Source organism: Psychrobium sp. nBUS_13, assembly GCF_051201665.1.
GTDB lineage: Bacteria > Pseudomonadota > Gammaproteobacteria > Enterobacterales > Psychrobiaceae > Psychrobium.
The window spans coordinates 1,131,639-1,148,791 of record NZ_CP179210.1 but is presented as its reverse complement, the minus strand read 5'-3'; the positions used below and the strand labels follow the sequence as shown (position 1 = coordinate 1,148,791).

At 38.8% G+C, this 17,153-nt stretch carries 15 protein-coding genes and 2 pseudogenes; 7 read left to right on the top strand and 10 right to left on the bottom strand.

The window, feature by feature from the left end:
- Positions 1-24: 24 nt before the first annotated feature.
- The 4 genes from ACMAZF_RS05190 to ACMAZF_RS05175 all read right to left on the bottom strand — a co-directional run bounded on the left by ACMAZF_RS05190 (position 25) and on the right by ACMAZF_RS05175 (position 5,017).
- Complete coding sequence (locus ACMAZF_RS05190) at positions 25-2,328, bottom strand: efflux RND transporter permease subunit (protein ID WP_435276387.1); 2,304 nt, start codon at positions 2,326-2,328, stop codon at positions 25-27.
- A 225-nt stretch (positions 2,329-2,553) separates the two neighbouring features.
- Positions 2,554-3,699 (bottom strand): beta-ketoacyl reductase, encoded by a 1,146-nt coding sequence (locus tag ACMAZF_RS05185; RefSeq protein ID WP_435276386.1) that lies wholly within the window; start codon positions 3,697-3,699, stop codon positions 2,554-2,556.
- A 135-nt stretch (positions 3,700-3,834) separates the two neighbouring features.
- Entirely contained in the window at positions 3,835-4,251 is a 417-nt protein-coding gene (locus tag ACMAZF_RS05180; RefSeq protein ID WP_435276377.1) for a DUF3465 domain-containing protein, read from the bottom strand.
- A 64-nt stretch (positions 4,252-4,315) separates the two neighbouring features.
- Positions 4,316-5,017: a transposase gene (locus tag ACMAZF_RS05175; protein ID WP_435274562.1), complete on the bottom strand. Its 702-nt coding sequence runs from the start codon at positions 5,015-5,017 to the stop codon at positions 4,316-4,318.
- 181 nt (positions 5,018-5,198) lie between these two features.
- Between ACMAZF_RS05175 and ACMAZF_RS05170 the strand changes: the two genes are divergently transcribed.
- The 3 genes from ACMAZF_RS05170 (at position 5,199) to ACMAZF_RS05160 (ending at position 7,514) form a co-directional block, all read left to right on the top strand.
- Positions 5,199-5,552, top strand: coding sequence for an ISAs1 family transposase (locus ACMAZF_RS05170; RefSeq protein ID WP_435276385.1), 354 nt, complete (start codon positions 5,199-5,201; stop codon positions 5,550-5,552).
- An 86-nt stretch (positions 5,553-5,638) separates the two neighbouring features.
- Positions 5,639-5,992 (top strand): hypothetical protein, encoded by a 354-nt coding sequence (locus ACMAZF_RS05165; protein ID WP_435276384.1) that lies wholly within the window; start codon positions 5,639-5,641, stop codon positions 5,990-5,992.
- A 344-nt stretch (positions 5,993-6,336) separates the two neighbouring features.
- A protein-coding gene (locus tag ACMAZF_RS05160; protein WP_435273982.1) for an IS3 family transposase occupies positions 6,337-7,514 on the top strand; the annotation gives its coding sequence in 2 pieces (ribosomal slippage) (positions 6,337-6,595 and positions 6,595-7,514; 1,179 coding nt in all).
- Positions 7,515-8,240: 726 nt separating this feature from the next.
- Here the strand turns inward: ACMAZF_RS05160 and ACMAZF_RS05155 are convergent.
- Both ACMAZF_RS05155 and ACMAZF_RS05150 read right to left on the bottom strand, forming a co-directional pair.
- Positions 8,241-8,516: a hypothetical protein gene (locus tag ACMAZF_RS05155; protein ID WP_435276383.1), complete on the bottom strand. Its 276-nt coding sequence runs from the start codon at positions 8,514-8,516 to the stop codon at positions 8,241-8,243.
- A 40-nt stretch (positions 8,517-8,556) separates the two neighbouring features.
- Positions 8,557-8,862, bottom strand: a pseudogene (locus ACMAZF_RS05150) (IS66 family transposase); the annotation flags it as partial.
- 385 nt (positions 8,863-9,247) lie between these two features.
- Between ACMAZF_RS05150 and ACMAZF_RS05145 the strand changes: the two are divergent.
- From ACMAZF_RS05145 to ACMAZF_RS05135, 3 genes and pseudogenes are all read left to right on the top strand, one after another.
- Entirely contained in the window at positions 9,248-9,604 is a 357-nt protein-coding gene (locus tag ACMAZF_RS05145; protein ID WP_435276382.1) for a hypothetical protein, read from the top strand.
- Between the two features lie 67 nt (positions 9,605-9,671).
- Positions 9,672-10,849 (top strand): IS3 family transposase gene (locus ACMAZF_RS05140; RefSeq protein ID WP_435273982.1). Its coding sequence is split into 2 segments (ribosomal slippage): positions 9,672-9,930 and positions 9,930-10,849, totalling 1,179 coding nucleotides; the frame shifts between segments, so codons are not numbered across the junction.
- Positions 10,850-11,177: 328 nt separating this feature from the next.
- Positions 11,178-11,648, top strand: a pseudogene (locus ACMAZF_RS05135) (IS21 family transposase); the annotation flags it as partial.
- A gap of 19 nt (positions 11,649-11,667) precedes the next feature.
- Here the strand turns inward: ACMAZF_RS05135 and ACMAZF_RS05130 are convergent.
- Entirely contained in the window at positions 11,668-12,369 is a 702-nt protein-coding gene (locus ACMAZF_RS05130; protein ID WP_435276381.1) for a transposase, read from the bottom strand.
- A gap of 526 nt (positions 12,370-12,895) precedes the next feature.
- Complete coding sequence (locus ACMAZF_RS05125; protein ID WP_435277186.1) at positions 12,896-14,188, bottom strand: amidohydrolase; 1,293 nt, start codon at positions 14,186-14,188, stop codon at positions 12,896-12,898.
- A gap of 190 nt (positions 14,189-14,378) precedes the next feature.
- On the opposite strand from ACMAZF_RS05125, the gene ACMAZF_RS05120 reads away from it, so the two are divergent.
- On the top strand, positions 14,379-15,149 hold the full coding sequence (locus tag ACMAZF_RS05120; protein WP_435276380.1) for a substrate-binding periplasmic protein: 771 nt from the start codon (positions 14,379-14,381) through the stop codon (positions 15,147-15,149).
- 488 nt (positions 15,150-15,637) lie between these two features.
- On the opposite strand, the gene ACMAZF_RS05115 is transcribed toward ACMAZF_RS05120, so the two are convergent.
- Together ACMAZF_RS05115 and ACMAZF_RS05110 are read right to left on the bottom strand one after the other, a co-directional pair.
- Complete coding sequence (locus ACMAZF_RS05115; RefSeq protein WP_435276379.1) at positions 15,638-15,949, bottom strand: hypothetical protein; 312 nt, start codon at positions 15,947-15,949, stop codon at positions 15,638-15,640.
- A gap of 80 nt (positions 15,950-16,029) precedes the next feature.
- Entirely contained in the window at positions 16,030-16,872 is an 843-nt protein-coding gene (locus ACMAZF_RS05110; protein ID WP_435276378.1) for a hypothetical protein, read from the bottom strand.
- Positions 16,873-17,153: the final 281 nt, after the last annotated feature.

Sequence of the window (17,153 nt, the reverse complement as noted above, 5' to 3'; positions counted from 1 at the left end):
CTTTGGTAAGTGCTAAAGAACCATCTATTCGCAACTGGCCCGACGGCTTCGTCTCCAGTAATGGGCTAATGCGGGTAACAGGATAATATCGACTAACAAAGCAAGCAAAATAATAAAACATGTCATCACTCCTATGGTTGAGTTAATCGCAAAGCTCGACTGGGCTAATATGATCAAGCCTGAACAAAGCACCAGGGTGGTCGTAATTAAAGCCGCAACTGAATTTTCCAGGCTATATGTGACAGACTGCTCAAAGCTAAAGCCTTGCTGGTACTTATCCTGAAATTTAGTTAACAGATGCACGGTATCATCAACAACGATGCCTAAACTGATACTAAATACCACGGCAGAAGCCATATTCATTTCCCCCACCCATAATCCCCAGCCACCATATACCAGAAAAGCAGGTAAAATATTAGTTATCATTGCAAATAGCCCCAACTGCCAGGAACCTAATGCCAAAGCCAGGGTGAGTGAAATAACTAAAATAGCTATCACCCAGCCTTCCAGCATCTTGTTAATATTATTGTGGGCAACGTGAGCAAACATTAAAGACGGGGAAGACATCATCAGAGTTTGTGATGAACTAAAGTTTGCCTGTTGCCACTGGTAAATCCTGGCTTCAAGCTCCAGTAACTCGCTATTTGACAAGTTCTTCAGAAAAACATGTAACTTAATCGAAGATTTATCCATCGAAATTAAATGATTAATCTCATAACCATAAGGAAGTGACATTTCATACAAAAGTACAAGTTGAGCAATGCTCTCGCTAGAATCTGGTACCTTAAAATCGGTGGCTAAACCTGATAATGTATGCTGATTTAAAGATTTTAATTTGTCGATGAAGGAATACACATTATTCACCTCGGGTTGTTGACGCAGCCAGGCAATAAGGGATTGATTTTTTAGCATAAAATCAGGTTCGTATACTCCCTCAGTCTCACCGGAGTCAACTGCAATCAGAATGTCTCTGACTCCGGCCATATGTTGATCAGCAAAATCAGCGGCTTGACGAAAATCTGTATCACGATCAAAATAACGAATCGCATCATCATCAATCACATTGTCTGTTACATGTAATGCTGCAAATAAGCACAGGCCGATACTCAGCAGGATAATCTTGCTATCGTGCCGCTTAACTAAAGACTGAATATGCTGTGTTAAGCGACTGTTATGATCGAATGAAACCCGCTTAGGGATCGGACCTAATAACAATAAACAAGGCAATAAAAATACTGTCAGTCCCAGGGCAAAAAATACACTAATCGCTGTGATATTACCCAAATCATTAAAAGGTGGCGATTCGCTGAAATTCATGCTTAAAAAACCAAATGCGGTAGTGATTGTGGTTAAAAACATTGGTTTAAAATTCACCTTCATTGCCCGTACCATCGCCTTCGCAGGCCCCATATGTGACACTTCTTTGTTATAACCTGAGATCAGGTGGATAGAATCTGCGATACCTAAAATTAAAACAATAAGAGGGGCTTGTACCGTTATAATATTCAGATCCCCAAACACATATCCGATTAAGCCTAGTGTCATTACAATGCACCCACTCATAACAACCAAAGTAGCGCATACCTGCCACCAAGAGCGAAGAATAAAAAACAACAGCACTAAAGCGATTAAAAACACCATAGGAAATAAGGTTAAAAGATCCCTTTCTCCGGCTTGCATAAAGGCGAAGTCGAGCATCACGCCACCACTTAAATAAATTTCAACCTTAGGGTACTGTGACTCCAACTTATCTTTAAGTTGATAGGCCTGTTTAGCGATAGTGGCTATGGCAGGGCCTCTTTCTTGGGGTAAAGACAACATCAACTGGATCACAGCCACATCACTCGCCTTAGAAACCAGCCTGCCGCTTAATAGTAAATCCTGCTGCGCCTCTTGCTGTCGCTGCTTCAGTAGCTGCTCATTCTGTGCATGCTCAGGTAACAAAAATTCGCTCAGTTCAATTTCATCTTCGGTAGATTTAATGCTCAAATAATTAAATATGGAGTCTACACTCGTGACATAATCCACTTCGGCATAAAACGTTTCAACCTGGTGTAACAAGTTCACAGAATCTTCGGTAAACGCCTGATTGTTTGGTGGTTTTACGATAACTAAAATGGAATCCTGAAATGAAAATTGTTCAGAGATGGCATCATAAGCTTGTAAATAAGTATACTCTTCGTCGAAGAATACCCGATAATCGGAATTAAAGTCCAGCCGAGTTACTCCCATCGTCAAGCCTACAATGACAAGTAAAGATAACCAGGTAAAAACAATTCTACGTTTAATACTCTGCTCGGAAAAATCTACTAACTTATTAACTCGCATTTTGTATTTCTCTATTTAGTTGCTATTAAATCTAATCAATATAATATAATTCAATTTCAATTCGGCTTTTCCTGTAACGGAGAGACAATAAAGTTATGATGCGATTGTATACAAACTATAACCTTGGGAAGCAATGCGTCAACTTAACCGCTTAGGCATATCGTAAACAGGACATAAACACTTTCTCGCATGTCCTGTTTACAGAACTGAAAAAATTGCCAGACGTTACGGGGTATTTATTTGCTCGGCGATATAAGCTGCCAGCTGACGTATTGTCGGGTGATCAAACAAAATGGTCGCAGGCAAATTAACGCCTGAAATATCGCTTAAAATATTTCTAAGCTCAATCGCAATCAAAGAGTCCAGTCCTAATTCAATTAAAGGCTGTTCCAGAGAAATCATCTCTATCGACTCTAATTTCATTATAGAAACAATTTGCTGACTAATGACTTCGATGAGCTTGTCCTCTTTGTCCTGCTCGGAAACATTGTCAAGCTCTTCTCTGAGTTGCTTCACTAACAGCGATAATGCCTGAGTTGCAGCTCCCATTAAGGCCTGGTTAGGATCATTGGCAAAAACTTCCTGTAATAAATAACGCGGAATTTCCCCCTGCGAAAAAATAGCGTGTGAAGATTGCGTCAATGGCATAATAACAGCTTGCCCCAACTCTTCTAGCAGCACTTTTTCCATCACTTGAATACCGGCCTCAGGTCTGATGCTATCTAACGCACTCACGCGATCTAACTGTTTGCTGATATTCTGACTGGCCGCCATCCCGACTTCTTTCCATGGTCCCCAGTTAATAACTGTTGCAGCCAGACCTTGCCCTAATCTCATTCGAGCAAAACTATCCAGGAACTCATTTGCCACGGCATAGTTAGCCTGACCCGGTACCCCGATAAGAGAAGAGATAGATGAAAACAACACAAACAAATCTAAAGAGTCTGAATATTGATGCAAGTTCCACGTACCGCGGACTTTAGGTGCCAATACTTTTGAGAACTGAGATAGAGTCAGTTTACTCAGCGCTTCGTCTGCCAGCACGCCTGCGGCATGAAAAATCCCATTAACTTGCTCTAGCTCAGAAAACAAGTCAGCCACATCGCTTTGACGAGCGATATCACGCTGCTTAATTGTGATTTGAGTCCCTGATGCGCGTAATTGGTTAATAACATTCAAAGCTTCGCCAACAGGTTCGCTACGCCCAACCAGAATAACCTCTCCAGCCTCTTGGCTTACCAGCCATTTAGCGACTGTCAGCCCTATACCTCCCAGCCCTCCGGTAATAAGGTAAGCACCGTCAGACCGAATAAGATCCTGATGTTTATTATGATCAATTATAACCTTACCAATATGCTTGCCTTGACTCATATGCCGAAAGGCATCAATGACATCATCTAATTAAATGGGGTTAATTAAATGGGGTCAGGTTGAATTAAATGGGGTCAGGTTAAAATTAAATAAACAATCAATTAATCAGTAAATTATCGTCCACCCTCTTCAAACTTACTGATAAACCTTCCCTTGATGTTTAAGCCAACCACCAACATGGCGACCTCGGGGATCGTGATGTGTCCAATGTACGACACCACCTTTTTTGCTCCATTCATATTCACCGTGAAACTGCACAAAATTACCTTTCGCGATAGCAAAATCACCTTTCGCGATAGTATTAATTCGTGGGGCTAAATCGATGTTATGGGCGATAAGAATTGTTTGACCTGATGATAACTTGAGGATGAACTTCTGATGGCGGGAGCCTTCAAGGTCGTCACTAAAAATACGAACGACGGTTCCAGAGCCTTTAACTTGAACGTCGCTTTGTTGTTTCAAGAACGCTTGTTGAACGGTGACTGCGTGCGCTGCATTTCCTCCTAAAAGGAGAAATAAACATGCAGTAATTAAGAGGGATAATTTTTTCATGGCAGTAGCTTTCCTTCGCTTTCATTTCTAGCACACATTATATTAGGGTCAGGTTAAAATAAAACTACACTTCATCTTTCTTCCAACCTAACGGTCGACCTCTTTTCTTTGGTTGCATTCTGCGACCCGTTAACAATTCTATTTCGCGCTTAAATTGTTCACTGCCAATTGCCATCCCTCGATTAACGCTATCTCTAATATTAGTGATGAGCTTATTATCAACATGATGTTTAAAAAGATCACGATACGCGCATTGCCTATCGTCCTCATCCTTTCCTAACCTAATATAAAGTGAATGCGGTGTACATAATGATGATTCTTTACCCAGCCCATTAATTTGGTAGCTCGACCACGCGTAATCAGCTGGATCCTCAACCATTTTCGCTCTAACTGGATTGTGTTCAATGTATCGATACAACTGTAAGAGGTACTCTTCTTCTTGCACTAAACAAGATTTATAGCGCCCTTCCCATAACGTTCCCGTTCGTTTATAGCTATGATTAAAGTATCTAACATACTGGCGACCAAGGCCTTGCATCATTTGACTAATAGCATTGTGATTAAGCGGAGTACATAACAAATGAACATGATTAGTCATAAAGACCCATGCATGAATCGCTACCTCAAATTTACTTGAATAGTCCTTCAACCATCCTGCGTAAGCTGCAAAATCCTGCTCGCTAGCAAAGCACACTTGGTGATTATTTCCTCGTTGAATTATGTGCTGGGGCACACCGATTGGGCTAACTCGTGGTAATCTGGCCAATTGAATAATACCAATTGCATTAAATATTTGCCCACTTGTACTTGTTAAAATTAACTAAAATGGCGTTGCTCTCAATCCTAATAGCCAGCTATTAGTCAATCGAGCGCCTTGTTTTAGCTGATTTTCTCTACGCACAACAAGATCACTTACTTAATGCAATTGGTATAACTCCTCATAACAAATGACTACTCATGAAAGCATAGACGAGTTATTTAAATTTAACCTGACCCTTTTATTTCAAGAACGTCGTTATTTTATCTGCTCAATAGATGCTGATGCCAAGGTGTTCGGCAACGCAGTTAGAAAGCATTGGAACATTGAGAATCAGCTACACTGGGTGCTTGATGTAAGTTTTAACGAAGACTTAAGTCGCGTGAGACGCTCGAATGCCGCAGAAAACATGTCGGTAATTAGACACCTTGTTCTCAATTTGTTGAAACTTGAAAAAAGCTGTAAAAAAGGTCTGAAAGCTAAGCGCTTCAAAGCAGCGCTCGATACTGATTATGCAGATAAAGTTTTACAGCTTATTTATTGAACACACGTAATCTTACCCTGGATTTAACAGCTTTATCTTGTTATGCTCAGTTCTCAAATGAAACAAGGAATAAATAAGGATTATTTATGTTTAAAAAAACTCTTCTAGCAATCATGTATTTTGGTTCTATTGCAATTTCAAGTGCTAATGCTTCTACTAATAATATCTACGCATTAAGTGATCATGTTCAAGGTAATAACTTTTCAGATTTTAAAACAGCAATTTCACTTTTACCTGATGCTAGTAGCTATAGCGTAACTGATACTATAGATGGTGAGAGCTATACTTTCGTATACGAAAAAATTGGCAGTATGAGTGAACTTCGTGGACGTAGTATTCGCAAAGGTCAAAAGTATGAACCTCTTGTAGGAAAAGTGTGTGTAGAAGTAACTATTGACGGTGACACTTGGAGAATTTGTGCCGAAAAAGTTGACAAATAACTAGTCACTGATGTTTAAGTACCACATCATCTTGTGGTACTTATATTACCTTCTAACCAATCTAACCTTTAAAAAACAAAAAAGTGGACATAATAATTTTTCATTGATTGTTGGGGGTATGTTTCAACAATCAAAAATATCTTATTGATTAATTTCTAACACAACCAATCGATATTACAATCGTTTCAGCCGAAAAGCACACTTTAATTGAAGGAAATTAATCCCATCTTTGCCTCTGTTTAGTAGTCCAAATTGTATGGGTGTCAACAGGATGTAGTGGTACAGTGAATTTGGTCACTTAAATAGAGGTGTTATCATACGCCTCATCAACTTTAGGTGAATCAATGAATACTAGAACAAGACCAACTTATTCAGCAGAATTTAAACTCGAAACAGCTCAACTTGTTGTTGATGAAGGATACTCTGTCAGAGAAGCTTCCGAAGCCGTCGGAGTGAGTAAATCAGCCATTGATAAATGGGCACGACAATTAAAGAAAGAGCGAAACGGTATAGCAGACCAACCGACTGCATTAACACCTGAACAAATAAAAATTAAAGAACTCGAAAAACGCATAAAACGGATTGAATTAGAAAAAGAAATACTAAAAAAGGCTACAGCTCTCTTGATGTCAGACTCCCTAGACAATTTGAAATAGTCCAGGCGTTACAAGAGAGCTATGATGTAAAAACAGTCTGTGAAGTCTTTGATATTCATCGTAGTAGCTATGGTTACTGGCGTAAAAATTCAAAAAACGCCAGTCATAAGCACTTAAAAGCAGAATTAATGGTTCGCGCTATTTTCTCGGAAAGTGGCGAATCAGCAGGAGCCAGAAGCGTAGCTCAGATAGCAACGACTAGAGATATGCCATTAAGCCGCTACCGAGCAAACCGCATTATGAAAAAGCTTGGCCTAGTGAGTTGTCAGATACCTAAGCATGCTTATAAGCGAGGTGGAAATGAGCACGCAGCGATACCGAATCACTTAGACAGACAATTTGTTGTTAGCGAACCCAATCAAGTTTGGTGTGGAGATGTGACTTTTATATGGGCAGGTAATCGTTGGTGTTATTTAGCCGTTGTGATTGATTTGTTCGCCAGAAAACCTATTGGTTGGGCGATGTCTTACTCACCCGATACAGCGCTAACTAGCCAAGCATTAACAATGGCTTTTGAGTCACGAGGGAGACCAAAAGGCGTGATGTTTCATTCAGATCAAGGCTGTCATTATACGAGTAAGAAATATCGTCAATTACTTTGGCGATATCAAATCAAGCAAAGCATGAGCAGACGAGGAAACTGTTGGGATAACGCACCGATGGAAAGATTCTTTAGGAGTTTTAAAACAGAATGGATGCCCACTGTAGGTTATCAATCTTTAGTGCAAGCCAAGGCGGCAGTAGTGAATTATATTACAGGATATTATAGTAACGTCAGGCCTCATCAATATAATGGCGGTTTAACTCCAAATGAATCGGAACAGAGATACTGGAAAACTTACAAAACCGTGACCAAAATTAGTTGACCACTACAGATGCATTGTGTAACCATTGACGTTGACCGTTAATGTTAATGCCTGTTTCATCAGCATGAAGCACTGATTCATTCTTCAAACTTTCCTTGATGAATTCAAGCGCATTCGTCTCATCGAGATGACTAATAAAAAGTAGCCTGTCCTTTATTTAAATAAATAAAAAATCGCCTGTCCTTTATTCCTAAACAAAATATCAACAATCAATGAGAAATTATTGCCTATCTTTTATTTCTGCTCTACAGGTTGTAGATGAATACAAACCACATTTCGATTCAGATATATATGTTCTCCCCATACTAGAAAACATTAGGACACCATTTATCAGTGAAAAAAAGACTATATTATCAAGTGGAGAATCCTCACTTTCAATATGTATTATATAACCGTCATATGCCCTACCGAGTAAAGTTATTTCTTTTGATATTGGATAAGAATATATCTTTTTATTATCCAATGAATTAACTCGAAACTCTAAATCTTTAGAAAAAAGATTATCTGGTATCGCAATAATACTTTCATTAAATTTTAAGCAATACTTAACACCATCAAAACTACAATCACTAAACTTCGAAAGTGAATCATTTATAGTTATCATTCTAGAGTTAACATTAAAAGTATGATGGTTTAGCTCTGAAGAAACATAGCTATATGTTTTACTATATAAAAGTTCAGAATTCGATATTGTTATAATAAATAAAAAAAACCTAAGCATGATCTCTAACCTTCATAATCAAAATAATTATCAGTTGTCGCTCTACGCGTGTTATTAATAGACTTCATAATAGCATCGGTCTTAATAACTGTTGCATTATTATCAGGAATAGTTCCTAAAACAGAATGAGAGAACTCATGTGCAATAATCCTAGTAATACTTACGCGTGTGATCTGATGGTTATTATTCCAGTCAAACATGAATTTCTTTGTACTCAAGTCAACAGTCATTATATTCCGTTCTCCTTTATAATAAGCAGCATTCTCGCCAATTCTATTCACTAGTATTCTTAAAGGGCTATCTTTAGTTAAAGATTTGTAACTATTCAGCCTTATCTTCAATAAATACATCTGGAAGCTGATTTTTGAATAGCAATTCAAGGGCTAGGCTTGCAGATACATATTGTTTTCTGCAAGTCGATAAATAGCTTCTGATCAAACAGAACATCTCTGCGCCTTGCATACTTCTAAAGCATCCAGATATTTTTTGATGAACTTTTGTCATCCTAATATCATTCTCGCCTTGATTATTGGTAAATGGGACAGCAGTGCTCGTCAGAAAGCGTAAGACATCATCTTGATAATCTCTTAATCGCTCTAACAATGCTCTGGATTTTGTTCGTTTTAATAAGATAGAGTTAACCAGAATTAAAAAAGAGTTTGAAGCTCAAGAAAATAAACTACTTGAAAACTTTAGTACACTGAAAAATCAAAGCGCTCAGATATTTAAACAATTTACTAAAGATGAAATTGGTGGCAGATATGAGCCAACGAAAATTGTTGATGATGGTAAACCGTTTGATTACGTTACATATAAAGAAGCATCAGGCTTATCTTGTAAAGACTATACTATCAGTAAAAATAAGTGGCGAAAAAAGCACTATCAGACATACCTTTATGCCTCACCGATAAAATTAGGTGATAAAGCATATTGTCCGATATTTAAAACGTTAGGCGGTAAAGAAGCACAACGTAATGCAATATTAGCAAAACTATCAGATACGGATAAATCTGTGTTACAGCAAGCGGCAACAGCTAATGTGACTTATAAAAAACTGAAAGGTGAGTTTAGGTCAAAACAACGTAATGTAGCACGTAACAACCCTGCTATTTATGAAGCATCAAAAAACTTCAGCTATCTCGATGAGCGTAAATTATCAAAACTCGCGCAAGCTACCGAGCAAGGAAATAAAAAGATAGCGCTACTTGCTCAAACAACTAAAGAAGATATAAAAGCAAATAAAATTAAGCAATTAACGGCCTTACTTACTCGTTCTAAGAACTATTATTTATTTGAGTCTCTACAAAACCAACTAGAAAAAGAGTCAATAATCCAACCAGACGGTACTTTTACATTAAAATCTGTGTAGTGGTACAGTGAATTTGGTCACTTAAATAGAGGTGTTATCATACGCCTCATCAACTTTAGGTGAATCAATGAATACTAGAACAAGACCAACTTATTCAGCAGAATTTAAACTCGAAACAGCTCAACTTGTTGTTGATGAAGGATACTCTGTCAGAGAAGCTTCCGAAGCCGTCGGAGTGAGTAAATCAGCCATTGATAAATGGGCACGACAATTAAAGAAAGAGCGAAACGGTATAGCAGACCAACCGACTGCATTAACACCTGAACAGATAAAAATTAAAGAACTCGAAAAACGCATAAAACGGATTGAATTAGAAAAAGAAATACTAAAAAAGGCTACAGCTCTCTTGATGTCAGACTCCCTAGACAATTTGAAATAGTCCAGGCGTTACAAGAGAGCTATGATGTAAAAACAGTCTGTGAAGTCTTTGATATTCATCGTAGTAGCTATGGTTACTGGCGTAAAAATTCAAAAAACGCCAGTCATAAGCACTTAAAAGCAGAATTAATGGTTCGCGCTATTTTCTCGGAAAGTGGTGAATCAGCAGGAGCCAGAAGCGTAGCTCAGATAGCAACGACTAGAGATATGCCATTAAGCCGCTACCGAGCAAACCGCATTATGAAAAAGCTTGGCCTAGTGAGTTGTCAGATACCTAAGCATGCTTATAAGCGAGGTGGAAATGAGCACGCAGCGATACCGAATCACTTAGACAGACAATTTGTTGTTAGCGAACCCAATCAAGTTTGGTGTGGAGATGTGACTTTTATATGGGCAGGTAATCGTTGGTGTTATTTAGCCGTTGTGATTGATTTGTTCGCCAGAAAACCTATTGGTTGGGCGATGTCTTACTCACCCGATACAGCGCTAACTAGCCAAGCATTAACAATGGCTTTTGAGTCACGAGGGAGACCAAAAGGCGTGATGTTTCATTCAGATCAAGGCTGTCATTATACGAGTAAGAAATATCGTCAATTACTTTGGCGATATCAAATCAAGCAAAGCATGAGCAGACGAGGAAACTGTTGGGATAACGCACCGATGGAAAGATTCTTTAGGAGTTTTAAAACAGAATGGATGCCCACTGTAGGTTATCAATCTTTAGTGCAAGCCAAGGCGGCAGTAGTGAATTATATTACAGGATATTATAGTAACGTCAGGCCTCATCAATATAATGGCGGTTTAACTCCAAATGAATCGGAACAGAGATACTGGAAAACTTACAAAACCGTGACCAAAATTAGTTGACCACTACACTGGTGAGGATTTTTATTTGGTAGAAATTGATTTAAGCAGCAAACGAGATCCGAGCGCAACACAATATGCACTAATTCGCATGGAGCAATTCAAAAATAAAGAATTTGCATATTAACATCCATGGAGATCACCTAATAACATCGATGGAGATCACTCAATAACATCCATCGAGATCACCTAATAACATTCATGGAGATCACTTTTAGCTCCATATGTTATTGATGAATTCACATAATGTTGTTGTTCAATTAATCAACTTTCTTCTGTTCTGTAGGTACATTTTACCGTTATTCTTTTCATTTTGATGATGAGGATAACTATGTCTACGGTACCTATTTCTATGCGTAAATTAAAAGAAATCTTACGGCTCAAATACGGCTGTTCACTTAGCCATCGTCAGGTTGCAAAAAGCTTATCTATTTCGCCCTCAGTAGTGTCTCGCTATGCAAACCGAGCTGCACAAATGGGGATCACAAGCTGGCCTTTATCCGAAATATGGACGGATGCGGCGCTTAATCGAGAGTTCTTAAAGACTAGGGTCAAACTTAAAGCATCAATACCAGTTCCCAATTGGTCGGTGATTTATAAAGAACTAAAACATAAAACGCTGACACTACAGCTCTTATGGGAGGAGCACTCACAGCGAAACCCCGGTAACCATTACAGTTACAATCATTTTTGTCGTCTGTATAAAGCGTGGTTGGGCTGCCAGAAACCATCAATGAGGCAGCATCATAAAGCCGGTGAAAAGCTATTTATTGATTACTGCGGCCCCACAATGAATATATTAGGGTCAGGTTAAAATAAAACTACACTTCATCTTTCTTCCAACCTAACGGTCGACCTCTTTTCTTTGGTTGCATTCTGCGACCCGTTAACAATTCTATTTCGCGCTTAAATTGTTCACTGCCAATTGCCATCCCTCGATTAACGCTATCTCTAATATTAGTGATGAGCTTATTATCAACATAATGTTTAAAAAGATCACGATACGCGCATTGCCTATCGTCCTCATCCTTTCCTAAACTAATATAAAGTGAATGCGGTGTACATAATGATGATTCTTTACCCAGCCCATTAATTTGGTAGCTCGACCACGCGTAATCAGCTGGATCCTCAACCATTTTCGCTCTAACTGGATTGTGTTCAATGTATCGATACAACTGTAAGAGGTACTCTTCTTCTTGCACTAAACAAGATTTATAGCGCCCTTCCCATAACGTTACCGTTCGTTTATAGCTATGATTAAAGTATCTAACATACTGGCGACCAAGGCCTTGCATCATTTGACTAATAGCATTGTGATTAAGCGGAGTACATAACAAATGAACATGATTAGTCATAAAGACCCATGCATGAATCGCTACCTCAAATTTACTTGAATAGTCCTTCAACCATCCTGCGTAAGCTGCAAAATCCTGCTCGCTAGCAAAGCACACTTGGTGATTATTTCCTCGTTTAATTATGTGCTGGGGCACACCGATTGGGCTAACTCGTGGTAATCTGGCCAATTGAATAATACCAATTGCATTAAATATTTGCCCACTTGTACTTGTTAAAATTAACTAAAATGGCGTTGCTCTCAATCCTAATAGCCAGCTATTAGTCAATCGAGCGCCTTGTTTTAGCTGATTTTCTCTACGCACAACAAGATCACTTACTTAATGCCATTGGTATAACTCCTCATAACAAATGACTACTCATGAAAGCATAGACGAGTTATTTAAATTTAACCTGACCCTTTTATTTTTTTAAATTTAACCTGACCCTTTTATTTTTTAAATTTAACCTGACCCTTTTATTTATTAACCCTTTTATTTAACCCTTTTATTTTTTAAAATTTCGCCAACTGCACCGCCTCAAAATTGCAACGATGTCCACATAGACCAGCGTGCCGACTGCCGAGATAAAGTCAAACAGCTCAACCAACACTTAGGAACATACACTAACAAAGACTAATGACATTGTGCTTCATTAGAGCACAATGGCAGCGTATACCTACTTTAATGAAGCTAGTTTCACTGAAGTCACAGCAAGCTATTTTTCCATATAATCAACGACTAGATTACTCATGGTTCGCACGCCAAGTTTTAGCCCTGCATCGTCAATCACAAAATCAGGGGTGTGGTGGCCAGCTGTTTCGGCAAGTGGTTTTGACGGTGTTTTGCCGCCAACAAATAAATACAACCCAGGAATCTTTTGCTGGAAAAACGAAAAATCTTCGGCGCCCATCACGGCATTCATGTGTTTAACATGCTCTTTACCAGCGGTTCGATGCAATGTTGGCAGCATTTTCGCCATCAAATCATGATCGTTAAACGTCACAGGATAGCGATCACCATAAGGAAGTATCACATCAGTGGTTGCTCCCATACTTTGAGCAATATTAGAGGCTTTGCGTCTCACTGACTCATGTACATGGGTTCTCATGTCATCGTTTAAGGTACGGATTGTGCCAACCAGCTCGACTTTATTTGGAATGATATTCGAGCGATTTCCACCGTGAATACTACCAACAGTTACCACCGCAGCGTTATCGTCTAGCTTAGCTTCACGACTCACGGTTGTTTGTAGCCCCATAACAATCTGCGATGCCGTTACAATAGGATCAACACTTAGCCACGGATAAGCACCATGAGATTGCTTGCCATTAACCGTTATTTTAAATGAATCAACCGCCGCCATAATGCCACCAGCACGATATTTAACAGTGCCAACATCCGTTTGAGAATTTATATGAATACCAAAAATCACATCAACTTTAGGATTATCCAGTACGCCTTCTTTTACCATCAATTCAGCGCCGCCCTCTTCGCCATAAGGCGCGCCTTCTTCGGCTGGTTGGAAAATAAACTTCACCTTACCTCGTAGCTTATTCTTCATTTTAGTTAATACAGACGCGGTTCCCATCAGCATAGCGGCATGCGTATCATGCCCACAGGCATGCATTACACCAACTTCTTTACCGTTATAGGTAGATTTAACTGTCGATGCAAACGAAACACCACTAGTTTCAACAATAGGCAACGCATCAATATCGGCACGCAGCGCTACTACAGGCCCAGGCTTTCCACTATCTAATATTGCAACAACACCAGTATGTGCAACATTAGTTTTAACCTTCAGACTCAATGAGCGAAGATGTGCTGCGATATATTTAGCCGTTTCAAATTCACGATTTGATAATTCAGGATGTTGATGAATATGATGTCGCCACGCAATGACATCTTTTTCAAACTTATTTGCCAACTTGTCCACATCATTACTTGCAATTGTTGGCGATGAGATCATCAGGGATGTTATTGCCACTGTTAAAAATTTAATCAAAATAACTACTCCATTATTTAAACGACTCAGTAACATTGCGTCAGTTTATTTATATTCGGTATATCTAGATAGCCCTGAGAAATGTAATACATAATCCAACAGTTCGCCATTTTTGATTAATCGTAATAGCAATTAGTCGCTGCGCGCTATTTACCAGTTCAAAAAAATGAATAACTGCTGTAGTGTGACGACTATGAAATGGAATCAAATTATTGTTATTAAAGTAAAGTGCCTATGTCTGACGTTAGTTCTGTCAGCATCAAATGCTTTTGCGTGTGATAAAACACTAATCTTTGGCATAAGTTACGAATCGTGGGAGCCCTATTATTCCATTAAAGGAGAGCAACACACCGGCTCCGAAATAGACTTTCTCAAACTCGTACTTGCAGATGCTAACATTTGCTATAAAACGGTTCGAGTTCCGTCCAGCGAACGCGCTCTCCTTGAATTAAAAAAGGGAAATATCGATTTACTTTTAAGTGCAAGTAACAATGAAAGTCGTGCAGGCCATGCTCACTTTTCAGAGCCATATAGAACTGAGTATATACGAATTTTTTGGCACAAATCAGCACCCTCAAAGTTAAAAAACGCAACGTTAAACGAGATACTTGAATTTGGATTCCACGGCGCCGTTAATCTAGGGAGTTATTTTGGTCCAATAAATCAACCCCTCATTGAAAAATCCTTATCAATTCGTCGAGTCGCTACATTGAGACAACGAATAGATCTTGTTTCTCATCATCGTGTCGACTTTGCAATTGAAGATGAAGCAGCTGGATTACAGTATATACATTGCCATAACATCGAGAATATCGAACTACACCCTTATATCGTTCACAGCGACCAAGTGTCTTTCATGTTCAGTAAAAAGTCAGTCCCTTATTCAATTGTAGAAAAAATTAACGCTTCAATTAAAAATAACAGAGACTCTTACCCTGATATATTAGCTAAATATTTGAAGTGATTGCCTCACCAAACTCAATTGATAACTAGCCGAAAAAGTTCACGTAAAAAGACATCATACTAGTTCCATTAATGATGTGGCCATATTAAAAAATCAACCGTGACAATTTATTAACATGACTGCATTATCAATGCGACAATCAATAACAGACACCTTTGCTATTGAAAATGACAAAGCATCAGTAATGTTAACACCGCCACAGTGACACAAATAATTTAAAACACTGATAAATATCATAAATTCATTCTATGCCAGTACAGGCTAAGTGAGGATTTATTCGGAAGGTATTTGTTAAAAATGACCCTATCCATAAATTCCAAAACGGCGTCGTCATGGAAATGTAAAAGTTGGATAATAGCCTTTCAGAGCAAGCATCGCCGACTAGCGCGGCGTAGAGCATTAATACCAACGCACTATGAAGCAAAACGAATAGAGCCATCAAGGCGGCTAATCGTTCTTTGTTGTCACTTGAGCGCGGCTGTTATCGACTAATACCTGATAAGCATCGCCGCCAAGTCCGGTATTGCATAAACATCAACCTCTTTCCCAGCCATATATGCAGAAAGGAAAACTGTAAACCATGTTTTTTGTGTCAATGGATTAAGAATCACATCGCCACTTGAGTTTACATTGCAGTTATGGGGGTTGCTAAATCTTTGTAGCTTAATTAAAGCTGTGCTCTCATTAAGTACATAAATACCAGTTATATTTGATTTCCCTGACCAACCAGCCGCAGAAAAAGCATTGAAAGACAATGCAAGGCAGGTCAATCCTACTAACGTTTTTATTCCTTTGATCATTAAAGTCATCCTCAATAAAATCTTTAATATCTGAGATTTGCTTTGCGGTTAATTCAATAGTCATGTCATTATTCCTATAATTAATTTTGCTGTGGATTCGGTGTTGTTAAGGGAGAAACATTCCAACGTTCTAGCAAACGCCATATCGCCGCATCGACTTGCCGCCACTGTTTGAGTCGACGCTTATCAATGCGATATTTAATTGCAATGCCACCGTAAATCGATTCATAAGAACTTGCATACACCCAATCGCTTCCAATAATTGAGAACACCACACCACTCGCCTTTTTATACGCAGAGATTCCGAAGCATCTGATAACTAAGACTTTACTGCCATTATTCTCTCTGTAGCAATCTAGACCATACTCACTCGATGCTCCTTCATCTCGAAGCCATGTTTTATTCACTTTGGTTTGGACAAAGGTGTCATGCATATCTTTTGTCGTCTTGCTATGATCTGCTAAAATGCCTCGGCCATTCAATTCCACCTTGATTTGATCAATATCGTCTAATGCTTGATCTGAAGTGAGCCTTAGATCGGTTGGCTTAACCTGTGCCCCATTTAACATTAGGTAGAACTCAATATGATGTATGCTCTTTCTCGCCAGGATTTTTTGGGACAGTTCCGCCTCGAAATCAAGATATTCTTGTTCCGTCAATGTCGCGTAAGGTTGCGGATCATAATCGATGGGAAATTGACCAATAAATGTTTCAAATTCAGGCTCATAAAATCGATGGTCTGTTTGAGGGTGGGTAATAACGTGCTCTCGGCGTTGCCCCAATTTCGCTTTTATTATCAATTCAGGGCGATGTTTCCACATCACCACATCACCTTCTTTCGGGATGGGTTGCCATGGTTCATCCGTGCAACTAGTTAAACATGTAAGCGCGGTGAGAATGCCAATACCTATAATTTTTGTCATAACGAAGTTCCTACATGTCTTAGATTCAAATCATAAGTGCATAACTTGAATTAGGTAGAAAAAGTAGCCAGCTGAATATAGGCTAATTGCTTTTTCTCCAGCAAGAGATGCAACAATGAAAACATATAAACAACTGACTTATGAAGTACGATGCCAGATTTACGCGTTAAATAAAAGTGGAATGAGTCAGAATCAAATGGCGAAACTAATTAAATGGAGTCTAATTAAATGGAGTCAGGTTAAAATAATTAATTAAATGGAGTCATAATTAAATGGAGTCA

Coding starts and splice junctions, on each gene's coding strand:
- ACMAZF_RS05120 (WP_435276380.1), top strand. CDS start 14,379: ATGAAATGGAATCAAATTATTGTTATTAAAGTAAAGTGCCTATGTCTG.
- ACMAZF_RS05180 (WP_435276377.1), bottom strand. CDS start 4,251: ATGAAAAAATTATCCCTCTTAATTACTGCATGTTTATTTCTCCTTTTA.
- ACMAZF_RS05110 (WP_435276378.1), bottom strand. CDS start 16,872: ATGACAAAAATTATAGGTATTGGCATTCTCACCGCGCTTACATGTTTA.
- ACMAZF_RS05185 (WP_435276386.1), bottom strand. CDS start 3,699: ATGAGTCAAGGCAAGCATATTGGTAAGGTTATAATTGATCATAATAAA.
- ACMAZF_RS05115 (WP_435276379.1), bottom strand. CDS start 15,949: ATGATCAAAGGAATAAAAACGTTAGTAGGATTGACCTGCCTTGCATTG.
- ACMAZF_RS05190 (WP_435276387.1), bottom strand. CDS start 2,328: ATGCGAGTTAATAAGTTAGTAGATTTTTCCGAGCAGAGTATTAAACGT.
- ACMAZF_RS05170 (WP_435276385.1), top strand. CDS start 5,199: ATGACTACTCATGAAAGCATAGACGAGTTATTTAAATTTAACCTGACC.
- ACMAZF_RS05165 (WP_435276384.1), top strand. CDS start 5,639: ATGTTTAAAAAAACTCTTCTAGCAATCATGTATTTTGGTTCTATTGCA.